The organism is Calidifontibacter indicus, from assembly GCF_003386865.1.
Lineage (GTDB): Bacteria > Actinomycetota > Actinomycetes > Actinomycetales > Dermatophilaceae > Yimella > Yimella indica.
This window is the reverse complement of sequence record NZ_QTUA01000001.1, coordinates 2,666,555-2,681,305: the sequence shown is the minus strand read 5'-3', so window position 1 is coordinate 2,681,305 and position 14,751 is coordinate 2,666,555. Positions and strand designations below refer to the sequence as shown.

Genomic DNA, 14,751 nt, shown 5'->3' with positions numbered 1-14,751 from the left:
CGCCCCCTGCGATGTGCAGGGGGCGCCTTCGTCGTCCGTACCGGGGCGGTGCCCAGGTGTCCATGTTCAGTCGCGCCGCCAGAACCGCAGCTTGCGCAGCAACCACCGGCGTCCGCTGCGCGGCGCGAGTCGGTGCTGCACCCGGTTGCGGAACGCGGCGTTGCGGCGCACCGAGTCGATCACCGTCTCGCTGTCGATGCGAAGGTCGAGGGTGTCGTCGGGACGCCCGTACCGCGCGCGTTCGAGCGTGGCCGTGGCCCGTCCGAGGGCGGCGGCCGACTCGCCGCTGAGGGCGCCGGCGCGTTGGTAGTGCTCCTGCTGGGCCCTGGGGGAGACGTCGGGCGGCGGCGGCACGCCCAGGTCGCTGAGTTCGTCGCGCATGTTGAGCCAGTCGCCCTCGACCTGGTCGCCGACCGTGCCGCGCTTGCGTCGGTGTTCGGCCTCCCGGCGGGCGGCGAAGGGCAACAGCGACCCGAGCAGGCCGAGCACCAGCGCCGCGAGCACCAGCCAGCCGAGGTACTTCAATGCGGTGCCGACGATCGTCGGGGTGTTGTTGTTGCCTCCGGTCGACGCCGGCGTCGAGGAGGTGGCAGCGCTGCTCGAGCTGGTCGTGGAACCCGTCGACGTCGTCTGCTCGGGCGACTCGCTACGGGTCTGCACGTTCTGCGGAACGGTGTACTCCGGCACGCTGCCCGAGCGGCTGCCCGGGGTGGGCTCGAAGCGGGTCCAGCCGAGACCCGGGAAGTACAGCTCCGGCCAGGCGTGCGCGTCGGACTGGATCACCGTGTACTGGTTGTTCTGCACCGACGCAGTGCCGGCGAGGAACCCGATCGCCATTCGGGCCGGGATCCGCTCCAACCGGGCGAGCATGATCATCGCGGTCGCGAACTGCACGCAGTAGCCCTGCTTGGTGAGCAGGAAGTTGGTCAGCGGGTCGACGCGTGCGCCGTTGACCGTGGTGCGCGTCGGCGCGAGGGTGAGGGAGTAGCTGAAGCCGCCCGTGCCACGCAGGTAGTCCTGGATCGCGACGGCTCGCTCGAACGGGGTGTTCGCGGCGGGGATCTGCGCCAGAGTGCGTCGTAGCTCGCTGAGCGATCGGGGGTCGAGGGCGAGATCGGCCTCGAGCCCGGACGGTGTGGTGTTGGAACTGGGACGAGCGGACGGGCCGAGGCGGGCGTAGGTGACGCTGTAGTTGGCGGTGGTGCGTCGAGGAGTGATCACCGAGCTCGTCGGGTCGTACGTCCACGAGGTGCCGGACAGATCGGCCCGCAGGGTCGGAGTGGGCGCGGCGAGCAGCCCCGACTGGAGCGTGCTGGCGGTGAACCGGGCGGTCTGTTCGACATAACCGGCGCGTTCGGCGAGGCCGGCCGGACCCTGCATGCGGGCGCCGTTGCTCCCGGCGGTCTGTTCCTGCGGATCGCTCGCGTTCCAGGTGCCGTCGTCGTAGGCCGAACTGGTCATCACCCGCAGCGGCGGCGGGGTCGGGTCTTCGGTGGTGTACTGCAACACCGGGGTGCGGTCGTTGCTCACCAGGCTGCGTCCGACATCGAGGGTGTTGGACAACCCGACCGTGCCGACGGTGCCCTGTGGGCTGCGGCCGAGTCCTTCGCCGAGATAGCGCTGGGGCGCGGTGGGAATCACGTTGGGCAGCACCAGCGCACCGACCAGAGCCACCACCCCGAGAGCTCGTGCCACCGACGCGAACCCGCCGAGTCCGAGACGGTCGCCGAGCAGCGTCGGCGCCGTCGCCCGCGCGGTGGTGTTCGACCACTCGTCGACGTCGTCGCGGGCCGTCACACCGACCATCAGCAGCCAACACGTGGCGGCCGCGAGGAAGTAGCGGGCCGGCAGGCCCTCGGTGGTGTTCGCGGCACTGATCAGGTAGATGCTCATCGCCGGCAGCCCCGCCAGCGCGGGTGCCCGCAGCCCGACGGCCAGCACGTCGACGAGCACGGTCAGCATCGACACGAGCCCGACGATCGCGAACTTCAGACCCGTGGTCTCCGGCGCGGGCGCCGCGAACTTGCGGATCGTGTCGTCGGCCTCCTGCACCAGGGTGCGCACGGTGTCGACGGTCGACTCGTCGCTACCCCTGACGTAGAGGAACCACAGCAGGGTGGCGATCGCGAGGGTCTGCAACAGGATGACGATCGGTTCGGGCACCCGCACCCGGCGCGCCACGATGCCGAGTCCGATCGCGATGGCGACCGCGAGTACGGTCTCGCCGATCCAGTGGCCGTCACGGATGAGGGTGGTCAGCGGCCACGCCGAGACCAAGCCGGTGACTCCGGCCAGCACCGACAGCAGCGGGTCGCGGTTTCTCACAGGGCACCGACCCGGATCAGCGAGCGACGGGTGATCGACGACCACGCCCGCTCGATGGTCGTGTCGGCGTCGACCTGCTCCACCCGCCAGCCGAAGTCGGCCAGCGGTGCCGGCACGGGCACGGTCGCCCCGCCGAAGGTCGCGCTGTTCAGCACCAGCCCGAGCGCCGACGCGCCCGGTTGCCGCAGCGATCCGAGACTCTCCTCGAAGCCCGACAGGTCGTCCGCGACCGCGGCCACCACCACGGCACCGCTGCCGGCGACGTCGTGCGCACCCTGGAGCACGGCGTCGAAGTCGGAGTCCTCGCCGAGCCGGGCGCGGGCGAACCACAGCTGGGTGGCGTCGGGCGGCAGGTCGACGAGGTGGTGCCCACCGGCGACCGTCTCGGCGCTGACCAGGTGCACCAGGTAGCCGAGTTCGTACATCCGGACGGCGATCGAGGCGAGCGCGCTCACCGCCCACTCGAACGACGAGTGCTCGCCGTGGCCGGCGTGTGCCGATCCGCGGGAGTCGAGCACCAACACACACGACCGGCGCGCGGGCCGGTCCAACTGACGCACCATCAACTCCCCGCGGTGCGCGGTGGCCGGCCAGTGCACCTTCCGCAGGTCGTCACCGTCCTGGTAGGTGCGCAGACTGACGTCCTCCTCGCCGTGCAGCGCGATCATCGCCGGGGTGGTGCCTTCATGCCCCGCACCGGCGCCCGGCGGGTGGCTCGCCCCGAGCGGGACGATGCGGGGAAGCACGAGGAGTTGATCGAGCGCGTCGACCGTGATGTGTCGACGGGTGAGTCCGAACGGGTCGCGGACACTGATCTCGACCGGCCCGATGCGGTGCTCGCCACGGATGCGCGGCGCGACGGTGTAACTCACCACGCGCGACTCACCCGGAGCGATGCCCGGCAGCACGAAGCGGGGCGGCTCGCCGAGCGCGTACGCCAAGGACTCCTCCGCCAGGCCGTATCGGGAGCGGCGCCGATCGCTGTTGCGGAACTCCATGTCGATCACACACCGCGACCCGGCGGTGACGATCGACGGACGCAAGGAACGGTGCACCTCGACCGTGCGGTCGCGGCGCAGGGCCATCCACCAGGTGGCACCCACCAGCACGATCAGCAGTCCGCCGAGCCGACTGATGTCGGGAAAACCGAGCAGGGCGCCGCCGATCACCAGGGTCAGCCCCGCGGACAGGAACGACCTGCCGCGGGTGGTGAACCGAGCCTTGCGCATCGGTCGTCCTCAGCGTTCGGAGGGCGCCGGCACCCGGACGCGTTGCAGCAGCTGGCCGAGCACCTCACCGGCGCCGCCGCGCAGGTGCTGCTGGTCGGCGCTCAGGATGACCCGGTGGGAGAGCACCGGCAGCGCGATCGTCTGCACGTCCTCGGGGATGACGTGGTCGCGCCGCTCCAGGGCGGCGTTCGCGCGGGCGGCCCGCAACAGGCTGAGCGCGGCACGGGGCGAGGCACCCAACCGGAGTGCGGCGGTGTTGCGGGTGGCGGTGACGATGTCGACGACGTACTGGCGCAGGGCCGGGCTGGCGTAGATGTGCGCAACCCGGGCGATGGCAGCGGCGACGGTCTCGGCGTCGGTGACCGGCGCCAACCGGTCGAGCGGGTTGCTCTCGCCGTGGGTGTCGAGCATGGCCAGTTCGGCGTTGGCGGTGGGGTAGCCCATCGAGATGCGTGCCATGAAGCGGTCGCGCTGCGCCTCCGGCAGGGGATAGGTGCCCTCCATCTCGATCGGGTTCTGCGTCGCCATGACCATGAAGGGGCGAGCCAGCCGGTAGGTCGTGCCGTCGACGGTGACCTGGGCTTCCTCCATGCACTCCAGCAACGCCGACTGGGTCTTGGGGGAGGCGCGGTTGATCTCGTCGCCGACGACGAGGTTGGCGAAGACGGCACCGGGGCGGAACTCGAACGTGCGGGTGTCCTGGTTGAACACGCTGACGCCGGTGATGTCGCTGGGAAGCAGGTCGGGCGTGAACTGCACCCGTCGCATCGTGCCGTCGATCGACTTGGCGAGCGATTTGGCCAGCATCGTCTTGCCGACGCCGGGCACGTCCTCGATGAGCAGGTGCCCTTCGGCCAGCAACACGATGATCGCGGTGCGGACGGCGTCGGACTTGCCCTCGATCACTCTCGACACCGCGGCATGGATGCGACCGGCCAGGTCGTGCACCTCGTCGAGGGACATCTGGGGCTGTGCATCGTTCGAGCCGGTGGCGTGCCGACCCGCAGGGGGTGCCGAGGTCGGAGGGGCATCGGTCCGTTGCGGCGCGTCGTGCATGCATTGATCCTGCCTGATGACCCGCCGTTGCGTAGGCCCCACCCATCAGAAAGCTCCCAGCCGAGCACCGGGTGACCGGCCGGGAGCATCCGTCGCGGCCCCACACTGCTCCGCCACCTTCCTCCACCACTTTCCTCCACCGGGCGACCTCGACGCCGCCGACGCCGGCGCCGGCCCCCGGATTTCCGCGGAGATCCGGAACCGCCTCGGGTCTCGGCGGACTGGCTGGACGACCGATTGGCCAATTTCTGCTCCACTCGGCTCCACGGCCTCTGACCTGCAGAAATATCCAAAAGCACCCAAGATTTCGGCGCTGGGTGGATGACTGGTGGGGTTGAGTGGAGTAAAGTGGAGGACACAGGAGCACGGTGCGATCGAGTGGAGCGGGAAGGGGTGCCGGCATGACGCTGTTTCTCGGCACTCACCAGCCGCGCCTCGACGACAAGGGCCGGATGTTCCTGCCGGCGAAGTTCCGCGACAAGCTCGCCGGTGGCCTGGTGATCACCCGTGGCCAGGAGCGCTGCCTCTACGTGTTCGCCCTCGCCGACTTCGAGAAGTTGGCCGGCGAGATGAGCCGCACCCCGGTCACCAACAAGGCGGCCCGCAACTTCCAGCGCGTCCTGCTGTCGGCGGCGTCCGACGAGATCCCCGACAAGCAGGGACGAATCACCATCCCCGCGATCCTGCGCGAGTACGCCGGGCTCACCAAGGCGTGCACGGTCATCGGCGCCGGCAACCGCGTCGAGCTGTGGGCGACCGAGGCCTGGAACGAGCTGCTGGCCAGCACCGAGGACGAATTCGCAGACCAGGCCCAGGAGGTGATTCCTGGCGGCCTCTTCTGACCTGCGGCCTCCATCCGCTACCCGCGGACGGCGTCGACATCACTTCCCCGGTGTCGACCCCGACCCAGCGGCTGGGGACCGGAGCTCAGAAGAGGCGACACCTCAGGAATCACCAGACCAACAGCTACCCCCGACCACCGACAGCCACCCAGACAACCGGCACCACCCGACCCCCGAGAGGCGACCCGCATGAACGACGACCAGGCCGTGGCCGACCGCCATGTCCCGGTCATGCGCGACCGCATCGTCGAGTTGCTGGCTCCGGCTCTGGACGGCGCTGGGCAGCCCCGGGTCTACCTCGACGGCACGCTCGGCATGGGCGGCCACACCGAGGCGATCCTGCGGGCCTGCCCCGACGCGGTGGCGTACGGCGTCGACCGCGACACCGAGGCGCTCGAACTCGCCGGCCGTCGCCTGGCCGCGTTCGGCGACCGGTTCGTGCCGGTGCACGCGCGTTACGACGACGCGGTCGCCGAGTTGGCCGATCGGGGAGTGGCGAGCATCGACGCCGCACTGTTCGACCTCGGCGTGAGCTCGCTGCAGTTGGACGAGACCGAGCGCGGGTTCTCCTACAGCCGCGAGGCGGCCCTCGACATGCGGATGGACCAGACCCAGGGCCTCACCGCGGCCGACGTGCTCGCCGACTACGACGAGGCCGACCTGCGCCGCATCCTGCGGGACTACGGCGAGGAGCGGTTCGCCGGCAAGATCGCCAAGGCGATCGTCCGACGCCGTGACACCGACCCGATCCGCACCTCCGAGCAATTGATGGAGTTGCTGCGAGCCACCATCCCGGCCGCGTCGCAGCGCACCGGCGGACACCCGGGTAAGCGCACCTTCCAGGCGCTGCGCATCGAGGTCAACGCAGAACTCGACAGCTGGCAGCAGGCGCTCCCGGCCACGGTCGACGCGCTCGCCGTCGACGGCCGCATCGCGGTGTTGTCCTATCACTCGCTCGAGGACCGAATCACCAAGCGGGTGCTCACCGCTGGGGCCCGCTCCACCGCGCCCGCCGGACTGCCGGTCGAACTGCCCGAACACAAGCCCTACCTCGAACTCCTCACCCGGGGCGCCGAATCCCCCGGCGAGGACGAGGTGCGCACCAACCCACGCGCGGCGTCCGCGAAATTGCGCGTCGCCCGCCGCCTCCGTCCGACCCCCCACCGAGCCGCCGAAACAACCCAGAAGGGGAACCGCCGATGAGCCAGGCCACCGCCGCCCGTCCCGCACCGGTCCGCCGCGCACCCCGCGGCACGAACCCGACCGCCACCCGGGCGCGCCTCAAGCTCGTCCAACCCACCGAGGCGGCCAGCTCCGGTGTCGGTTTCGTGGTGCTGTGCGCGGCGCTCCTGATCGGTGGCCTCATCACCGTGCTGTTGCTCAACACCGCCCGTGCACAGCAGCAGTACACGATCAGTGACCTGCAGAACGCGTCGTCGCGGCTGTCGGCGACCCAGCAGGACCTCGACAGCCGGCTGACCTTCGCCCGGGCGCCGCAGCAACTGGCGCTCAAGGCCCAGGAGTACGGCATGGTGCCGGCCACCGACATCCGGTACGTGCGGGCGTCCGATCACCGCCTCGTCGGCGTGGCGAAGGGCACCGGCTCGACCGACCCGTTTACCGTGAGCACGTTGCCCAAGACTCCGGCCACGCCGGTGGCGAACCTCGCCGTGACCACGGCCGACCTCGCCCGACTCGTGGAGAAGCCGAAGGCGAAGGCGACGTCGCAGGACCCGAAGAAGGACGCCAAGTCGAGCACTACGCCCAGCAGCAAGCCCAGCACCACCGCATCGGCCAAGGCCACCGCCCCGGCGAGCAGCAAGGCCGGCAGCACGACGAACGCGAAGACGAACACCGGGACGAACACCAAGACCGAGACCAAGACCGACAGCCAGAAGCAGAAGAACACGACGTCGCCCAGTGCGACGTCCGCGAGGTGACTTTGTGACGCAGTCCCGTCGACCGGGTTCGCGCCCCACGACGACGCCCACCCCCGCTGCACGGGCTCCCCGAGGAGCCGCGCGAGCCGGAGGCAAGGCGCCGGGCGGGGCTCGTCGGTCTTCCACCGCGGCGGCCACGGGGGCGAAGAAGCCCGCTGCGGCCTCGACATCACGACCGACCGCGGGGCGTCGTACACCCCCGCGGTCGCCGGTGCGGGAGCGTAGTTCGGCCACGATCGACCTCGACTCGGTGCGCGCGCGCAACGCCGCGAAGTCCCGCAAGGCCGTCGGTGGCGGCGGGTCGGGACGTGGTCGTGGCGGCGGTTCCAAGCCGCGCCTTCCGGTGCAACTCGGCGTGGGTCACCCGCGCCGGCGGGCCCGCGCCCTGCTCATCGCGTTCGGGATGGTGCTCACCGTCTTCGTCGCCCAGTTGCTGCGGGTGCAGGGCCTCGACGCCGCGTCGGTGTCGCAGAAGGCACTCAGCGAGCGGGTGGCGCGCGCGACCATCCCGGCCAAGCGGGGCGACATCGTCGACGCGTCCGGGGTGACCTTGGCGCGGTCGGTCGAGCGGCGCAATGTGACCGCCGACCCGCTGGCGGCCTCGACGTACGCGCGCTACGACAAGCAACCCGACGGCACCCGCAAGAAGGTGAAGCTGGGCCTCAAGGGTGCCGCGGACGCCATCGCACCGATCGTCGGCGACGATCCGGCGACCCTGTTGAAGACGCTGCAGGACGCCGCCGCCAAGAGTCGCCGGTTCGTCTACCTGGCCAAGGACATCTCGCCCCAGCAGTGGGTGCAGATCAGCGACCTGGGCATCCCGGGGATCTTCAGTGAGCGCACGGTGAAGCGGGAGTACCCGCAGGGCACCGCGCTCGCACCGCTGCTCGGCTGGGTGAGCGCCGACGGCAAGCCCGGTGGTGGTGTCGAGGTGGTCGCGCAGAAGCAGTTGAACGGCACGCCCGGCACGCACGTCTACGAGCGAGCGGCCGACGGCACCACGATCGCCACGGGCAACAACAAGGACACCCCGGCGGCCGACGGGCGTCCGGTGCAACTGACGATCAACAACGACCTGCAGTGGACCGCGCAGAACCTCATCGCCGCGCAGGTGAAGAAGACGAAGGCGCTGTCCGGCGAAGCGGTGGTGATGGACCGCAAGGGCAACATCATCGCGGCCGCGAGTTACCCCAGCTTCGACAACAACCAGATCGCGACCGCGCAGGGGTCGATGCTTTCGCGTCCGTTCGCCGACAGCTACGAGCCGGGCTCGACGAACAAGGTCGTGACGATGGCTGCGGCCCTCGCCGAGGGCAAGGTCACCCCGACGACGACATTCACCGTGCCCTACGGCCTGCCGCGTGCGGACCAGACCTTCACCGACTCCCACCACCACCCGACGGAGACGATGACGACGGCAGGCATCCTCGCCGACTCCTCGAACACCGGCACCATCCAGGTGGGGGAGAAGATGTCGGCCGCGACGCTGCGCAACTACATGACCCGCTTCGGTCAGGGCCAGCCGACCGGCACCAACTTCCCGGGTGAGAACGTCGGAAGCATCCCGACCGCTGCGCAGATGACGGGTTCGCGGCGTTACACGGTGATGTTCGGCCAGGGTCTGTCGAGCAACACGATGCAGCAGATCTCGGTCTTCCAGACGATCGCGAACGGCGGCGTGCGTGAGCCGATCAAGCTGGTCAAGGGCATCGGCGACGGGTCGGGTGGTTTCACCGCACCGGCCGACGACCGTGTCGCGGTGCAGGTGGTGCCCGCCTCGGTGGCCACCCAGATGACCCGGATGATGCAGGCCGTGCCGACCAAGAACGGAACGGCTCCCAAGGCCGTCGTCGAGGGCTACAACGTGGCCGGCAAGACCGGTACCGCCGCCCGTTACGACGAATCGCTCGGACGGTACAACGGGTGGACCGCCTCGTTCATCGGCTTCGCCCCGGCCGAGAACCCGCAGTACATCGTCTCGGTCGCGTTGCAGCGTCCGACCGCGGTGAGCATCTACGGCGGTGAGGTCGCCGCGCCGGTGTTCTCGCAGCTCATGGCCGCGGCGCTGCGTAACGGCCACGTCCCGCCGAGCACCGTCAAGCCGAGCCTGTACGACCTGAAGTACGACCCCAGCAAGGACCGCAAGCAATGATCCCGATGACATTGGCCGAGATCGCGGACGCGGTCGGTGGCCGACTCGAACCTGCCGACGCCGGCGCCGTACTGGTCGACGGACCGGTGGTGTCCGACTCGCGTCAGGCCGACCGGCGGAGCCTGTACGTGGCCCGGATCGGCGAGTTCGCGGACGGCCACGACTTCGCACCGAACGCCGCGGCGGCCGGTGCCGTGGCGACCCTCGGCAGCCGGGCGATCGACGGCATGCCGACCGTCGTCGTCGACGACGTGCAGACCTCGTTCGGACGGCTCGCACGCGCCGTCGTCGACCGGGCGCCCGAACTCACGATCGTCGGCATCACCGGTAGCTCGGGCAAGACGTCGACCAAGGATCTGCTCGGGCAGGTGCTGCTCCCGCTCGCCGAGACCGTGGTGCCCGAGGGCTCGCTCAACTCCGAGATGGGCGTGCCGCTGACCGTGTGCCGGGTCACCTCCGACACCCGCTACCTGGTGGCCGAGATGGGCGCCGACGGCGTGGGCCACATCGCCTACCTCGCCGGGATCGCCCCGCCGCAGGTCGGCATCGTGCTCAACGTCGGGCGGGCGCACGTCGGCGAGTTCGGCTCGGTCGAGGCGATCGCGCAGACCAAGGGCGAACTCGTCGAGGCTCTACCCGACGACGGCCTGGCGATCCTCAACGCCGACGACCCACGCGTCGCCGCGATGGCCGGCCGGGCGCGCTGCACGGTGCAACGCGTCGGCACCGGCGAGTCGGCCGACCTGCGCGCCACCGACATCGAACTCGACGACCGGTCGCGCGCCACCTTCACCCTCGTCGGTGACGGGCCGCCGCGCCGTATCCGACTGGGACTGTTCGGCTCCCACCACGTAGGCAACGCCCTGTCGGTCTACGCCGCTGCCCGTCACCTGGGTGTCGACGCCGACCACATCGTGTCCGTCTTGGAGCGGGCCGGAGCGGTCAGCCGCTGGCGGATGGAGATCCACGAACTGTCCGACGGAGTCACGATCGTCAACGACGCCTACAACGCCAACCCCGACTCGATGGGCGCCGCGTTGCGCGCCCTGCAGACGATGCGGGCCGAGCGCAAGGTCGCGGTGCTCGGGCAGATGCTCGAGCTGGGGAAGTCGTCCGTCGCCGAACACGAAGCGGTGGGTCGAACCGTCGCGACCAGCGGCGTCGACCTGCTCGTCACCGTCGGCGCGGGAGCCGACGCGATCGGTCGCGCGGCGGCTGCGGACGGGGTCGAGTGGCAGCATGCCGCCGACACCGACACGGCCTACGACCTGTTGCGCTCGATGTTGCGCACCGGCGATATAGCCTTGCTCAAATCAAGTCGTGACTCTGGCCTGCGCTACCTTGGCGACCGGCTCGTCGAAGCGGACGGAAAGGTTGCCGGGCAGTGAAGGCCATTCTGATCGGTGCGTTGATCGCACTCGTCACCGGACTCGCCGGCACCCCTGCGTTCATCAAGTTCCTGGTGCGGCGTGGCTACGGCCAGTTCATCCGCGACGACGGACCCACGACCCACCACACCAAGCGTGGCACGCCCACGATGGGTGGCGCCGTCATCATCATCGGATGCGTGCTCGGCTACTTCCTGGCCCACCTGGTGCTGTGGACGGCGCCGTCGGTGTCGGGCCTGCTGGTGATGTACCTCATCGTCGGTCTCGGCGCGGTGGGCTTCGCCGACGACTGGATCAAGATCAGCAACCAGCGTTCGTTGGGTCTGCGGGCCTGGCAGAAGCTCGTCGCGCAGACCTTCGTCGGTGTGTCGTTCGCGTTGCTCGCGGTCAACTTCCCCGACCAGGGCGGTCGCACCCCGGCGAGTTACCGCGTCTCGTTCGTGCGCGACACGTGGTTCGACCTCGCCTTCGCCGGCACCGCGCTCGGCATGGTGCTGTTCGTGCTGTGGGCCAACCTGATCATCGCCGGCACCTCCAACGGCACCAACCTCACCGACGGCCTCGACGGCCTGCTCACCGGCGCCTCGGTGATGGTGTTCGCCGCCTACGTGCTCATCTCGATCTGGCAGTTCAACCAGAACTGCGAAACGATCGGCAGCAACAAGTGCTACGACGTGCGCGACCCGCACGACCTCGCGCTGGTCGCTGCCTGTGTGATGGGCGCCTGCTTCGGCTTCCTGTGGTGGAACGCCACCCCCGCCAAGATCTTCATGGGTGACACCGGCTCGCTGGCCCTCGGCGGCGCGCTGGCCGGGCTGGCCATCATGACCCGCACCGAGTTGCTGGTCGTCATCCTCGCCGGCCTGTTCGTGCTCGAGACCCTGTCGGTGATCATCCAGGTCGGATCCTTCAAATCGCGCGGCAAACGGGTGTTCCGGATGGCGCCGATCCATCACCACTTCGAGATGGTCGGGTGGAACGAGGTGACGGTCGTGATCCGCTTCTGGATCATCGCCGGGCTATGCGTCGCTCTCGGCCTCGGACTCTTCTACGCCGAATGGGTGACCGGATGACGGCCGAGACCCCCCGGCCGATCGACCCGAGTTACGAACCGCGCGGCGGCGACCGCGACCTGACCCATCGCGACGCGGACTGGTCGGGCCTGGACATCGTCGTGATGGGCCTCGGGGTGTCGGGTTATGCCGCCGCCGACGCGCTGCTCGAGCGCGGCGCGAAGGTCACCGTGCTGTCGACCGACGCATCGCCGACGGTGCAGGAACGCGCCAAGATCCTCGACATCCTCGGTGCCCGTGTGCTGTTCGGCGCCGAGCACCAGCAGCAGGTGCCCGCCGGCACCGAACTCGTCGTCACCTCGCCGGGGGTTCGCCCCGATCACCCGTTCATGCTGTCGGCCGCAGCCGCCGGTGTGCCGGTCTGGGGCGAGGTCGAGTTGGCCTGGCGGATGCGTCCGCGCACCGGCGCGGCGCCGTGGCTGACGATCACCGGCACCAACGGCAAGACCACCGCGGTGACCATGCTCGAGCAGATCCTGCGCTCGGCCGGCCTGCGTGCGACGGCCGCCGGCAACGTCGGTCTGCCGATCCTGGAGGCCGTGCTGCACCCGGAGCCCTACGAGGTGCTCGCCGTCGAACTGTCGACCTTCCAGTTGCACTGGTCGCGCAGCCTGTCGCCCTACGCCTCGTGCCTGCTGAACGTCGCACCCGACCACATCGACTGGCACGGGTCGTTCGAGGAGTACCGCCGGCAGAAGGGGCGGGTCTACGAGCAGACCCAGGTGGCCTGCATCTACAACGTCGACGACCCCACCACCGAGCAGTTGCTCGAGGACGCCGATGTCGTCGAAGGCTGCCGCGCGGTCGGTTTCACCCTCGGCCTGCCCCACCCGTCGATGCTCGGACTGGTCGACGACGTGCTCGCCGACCGGGCGTTCGTCGACGACCGCACCCACCAGGCTGCGGAGCTCTGCCAGTTGAAGGACCTCGGGCAGGACGGGTTCGCCCCGGCACCCCACTACGTCCAGGACGCGCTCGCGGCCGCGGCGCTCGCTCGCGCCTTCGGGGTGCGTCCGCTCGCCGTCCGTGACGGCCTGCGCGCCTACCACCCGCAGCCGCATCGCACCGCGACCGTGATCGAGGTCGACGGCGTCCGCTACGTCGACGACTCCAAGGCGACGAACCCGCCGGCCGCGCAGGCCGCGATGGGGGCCTTCGACTCGATCGTCTGGATCGCCGGCGGTCAGCTCAAGGGCGCCGACGTCGACGAACTGGTCGCGGCGAACCACGCGAAGCTGCGTGGTGCGGTGCTCATCGGGGTCGATCGGGCACAGATCGCACAAGCAATTGCACGACACGCGCCGGATGTGCCGGTCGTCGTGCTCGACGAGACGGACACTGGCGTCATGGATCACGCAGTTCGCCGCGCAGCCGCGATGGCCGCCCCGGGCGACGTGGTTCTGCTCTCGCCGGCAGCGGCCTCGCTCGACATGTACGCCTCGTACGGAGCCCGCGGTGATGCCTTCGCCGCTGCGGCCCGCGCCCTGGCGTCGACCGACTGACGATGACGACCCAAGCACCGGTCCACACCGGTCGGTTCGACGTGCGCGCCACGCTGCGCCGCATGGAGTCACCCACCGCGCCCTACTACCTGTTGCTCGGCGCCACCTGCGGGCTGACGATGCTCGGGCTGGTGATGGTGCTGTCGGCGTCCAGCGTCACCTCCTACCAACAGTCCGGCTCGTCGTTCACGGTGTTCAAGAGCCAGGCGATGTTCGCCGCGATCGGCACCGTGGGTGCCATGATCGCCGCACGAATCCCGGTGCGGGTGTGGAAGGTCGCCGGTTGGCCGGCATACATCGTCGCGGTGTTGATGCAGGGACTCGTGTTCACCTCGCTCGGTGTCAGCGTGCTCGGCAACACCAACTGGATCAGGGTCGGCGGCTTCACCATGCAGCCCTCCGAGCTCGGCAAGCTCGCCCTGGTGCTGCTCACCGCCGGCGTGCTGGCGATGAAGCGCAAGCTTCTGGCCGAGTTCAAACACGTGCTCATACCGATCATTCCGTGCGCGCTGTTCTTCATGGCGCTGGTGATGGCCGGTCACGACCTCGGCACCACCTTGGTGCTCGCGATGATCGTCGGCGCGATGTTGTTCGTGGCCGGGGTCAAGTTGCGCATCTTCGGCATCTCGCTGGCGCTGGCCGCCGCCGCCGTCACCGTGCTGGTGTGGACCTCCGGCAACCGGATGGGTCGCATCAGCACCTGGCTCGGCGGCTGCCCGCAGGGCGCGCTGCAGGACGGCTGCTGGCAGCCGGTGCACGGTGAGTACGCGCTGGCCGACGGCGGCTGGTGGGGCGTCGGGCTCGGGGCCAGCCGGGAGAAGTGGGGCTGGATGGCCGAGGCCCACAACGACTTCATCTTCGCGATCCTCGGTGAGGAGCTCGGCCTGCCGGGCACCCTCGTCGTGCTCTGCCTGTACGCCGCGATCGGTTATGCCTGCTACCGGCTGATCGCCACCAGCAAGGACTTCTTCGTGCGCATCGCCACCGCCGGTGTGATGACCTGGATCCTCATCCAGGCGACGATCAACATCGCCTCGGTGCTGGGGCTGCTGCCGATCATCGGCGTGCCGCTGCCGCTGGTCTCCGCCGGCGGTTCGCAACTGGTCACCACACTGATCGCCCTCGGCATGCTCATGTCGTTCGCACGCAACGAACCCGAATGCAAGGCAGCCCTCGCGCAGCGACCCAAGTTGGTCGGTCGCACCCGCGCGATCCTGCCGACCTCCCGACGCGGAAGATGAACC

General features: G+C 69.8%; 11 protein-coding genes. 8 read left to right on the top strand and 3 right to left on the bottom strand.

What is annotated here, in order from left to right; all coding sequences use genetic code 11:
* Positions 1-66 precede the first annotated feature (66 nt).
* The 3 genes from DFJ65_RS12775 to DFJ65_RS12765 are packed head-to-tail and all read right to left on the bottom strand — an operon-like array spanning position 67 to position 4,517.
* Positions 67-2,325, bottom strand: a complete 2,259-nt coding sequence (locus tag DFJ65_RS12775; protein WP_115923341.1) for a transglutaminase TgpA family protein — start codon at positions 2,323-2,325, stop codon at positions 67-69.
* On the bottom strand, positions 2,322-3,554 hold the full coding sequence (locus DFJ65_RS12770; RefSeq protein ID WP_115923340.1) for a DUF58 domain-containing protein: 1,233 nt from the start codon (positions 3,552-3,554) through the stop codon (positions 2,322-2,324). The genes DFJ65_RS12775 and DFJ65_RS12770 overlap by 4 nt, the downstream gene beginning before the upstream one ends.
* A 9-nt stretch (positions 3,555-3,563) precedes the next feature.
* Positions 3,564-4,517, bottom strand: coding sequence for an AAA family ATPase (locus DFJ65_RS12765; protein ID WP_245950236.1), 954 nt, complete (start codon positions 4,515-4,517; stop codon positions 3,564-3,566).
* A 500-nt stretch (positions 4,518-5,017) separates the two neighbouring features.
* Between DFJ65_RS12765 and mraZ the strand changes: the two genes are divergently transcribed.
* From mraZ to ftsW, 8 genes are all read left to right on the top strand, one after another.
* A complete protein-coding gene (gene mraZ, locus DFJ65_RS12760) occupies positions 5,018-5,452 on the top strand; it encodes a division/cell wall cluster transcriptional repressor MraZ (protein WP_115924302.1) in 435 nt (144 codons plus the stop codon).
* A 189-nt stretch (positions 5,453-5,641) separates the two neighbouring features.
* Positions 5,642-6,655 carry a 16S rRNA (cytosine(1402)-N(4))-methyltransferase RsmH gene (rsmH, locus tag DFJ65_RS12755; RefSeq protein ID WP_245950234.1) on the top strand — a complete coding sequence of 338 codons (1,014 nt, stop codon included), beginning with the start codon at positions 5,642-5,644 and terminating at the stop codon, positions 6,653-6,655.
* Positions 6,652-7,392, top strand: coding sequence for a cell division protein FtsL (ftsL, locus tag DFJ65_RS12750; RefSeq protein ID WP_115923338.1), 741 nt, complete (start codon positions 6,652-6,654; stop codon positions 7,390-7,392). Before rsmH ends, ftsL begins: the two co-directional genes overlap by 4 nt.
* A 211-nt stretch (positions 7,393-7,603) precedes the next feature.
* Positions 7,604-9,544 carry a peptidoglycan D,D-transpeptidase FtsI family protein gene (locus tag DFJ65_RS12745; RefSeq protein ID WP_245950232.1) on the top strand — a complete coding sequence of 647 codons (1,941 nt, stop codon included), beginning with the start codon at positions 7,604-7,606 and terminating at the stop codon, positions 9,542-9,544.
* Positions 9,541-10,932, top strand: a complete 1,392-nt coding sequence (locus DFJ65_RS12740; protein WP_115923337.1) for a UDP-N-acetylmuramoyl-tripeptide--D-alanyl-D-alanine ligase — start codon at positions 9,541-9,543, stop codon at positions 10,930-10,932. Before DFJ65_RS12745 ends, DFJ65_RS12740 begins: the two co-directional genes overlap by 4 nt.
* Complete coding sequence (gene mraY, locus DFJ65_RS12735) at positions 10,929-12,005, top strand: phospho-N-acetylmuramoyl-pentapeptide-transferase (RefSeq protein ID WP_115923336.1); 1,077 nt, start codon at positions 10,929-10,931, stop codon at positions 12,003-12,005. The genes DFJ65_RS12740 and mraY overlap by 4 nt, the downstream gene beginning before the upstream one ends.
* Positions 12,002-13,507: a UDP-N-acetylmuramoyl-L-alanine--D-glutamate ligase gene (murD, locus tag DFJ65_RS12730; RefSeq protein WP_115923335.1), complete on the top strand. Its 1,506-nt coding sequence runs from the start codon at positions 12,002-12,004 to the stop codon at positions 13,505-13,507. Before mraY ends, murD begins: the two co-directional genes overlap by 4 nt.
* A gap of 2 nt (positions 13,508-13,509) precedes the next feature.
* Positions 13,510-14,748, top strand: coding sequence for a putative lipid II flippase FtsW (ftsW, locus tag DFJ65_RS12725; protein WP_115923334.1), 1,239 nt, complete (start codon positions 13,510-13,512; stop codon positions 14,746-14,748).
* The last annotated feature ends 3 nt before the right edge of the window (positions 14,749-14,751 follow it).

Bases quoted from the DNA above. Each gene is read 5' to 3' on its own strand.
- DFJ65_RS12770 (WP_115923340.1), bottom strand. From the start codon at position 3,554: ATGCGCAAGGCTCGGTTCACCACCCGCGGCAGGTCGTTCCTGTCCGCG.
- DFJ65_RS12765 (WP_245950236.1), bottom strand. From the start codon at position 4,517: ATGTCCCTCGACGAGGTGCACGACCTGGCCGGTCGCATCCATGCCGCG.
- rsmH (WP_245950234.1), top strand. From the start codon at position 5,642: ATGAACGACGACCAGGCCGTGGCCGACCGCCATGTCCCGGTCATGCGC.
- ftsL (WP_115923338.1), top strand. From the start codon at position 6,652: ATGAGCCAGGCCACCGCCGCCCGTCCCGCACCGGTCCGCCGCGCACCC.
- DFJ65_RS12740 (WP_115923337.1), top strand. From the start codon at position 9,541: ATGATCCCGATGACATTGGCCGAGATCGCGGACGCGGTCGGTGGCCGA.
- murD (WP_115923335.1), top strand. From the start codon at position 12,002: ATGACGGCCGAGACCCCCCGGCCGATCGACCCGAGTTACGAACCGCGC.
- ftsW (WP_115923334.1), top strand. From the start codon at position 13,510: ATGACGACCCAAGCACCGGTCCACACCGGTCGGTTCGACGTGCGCGCC.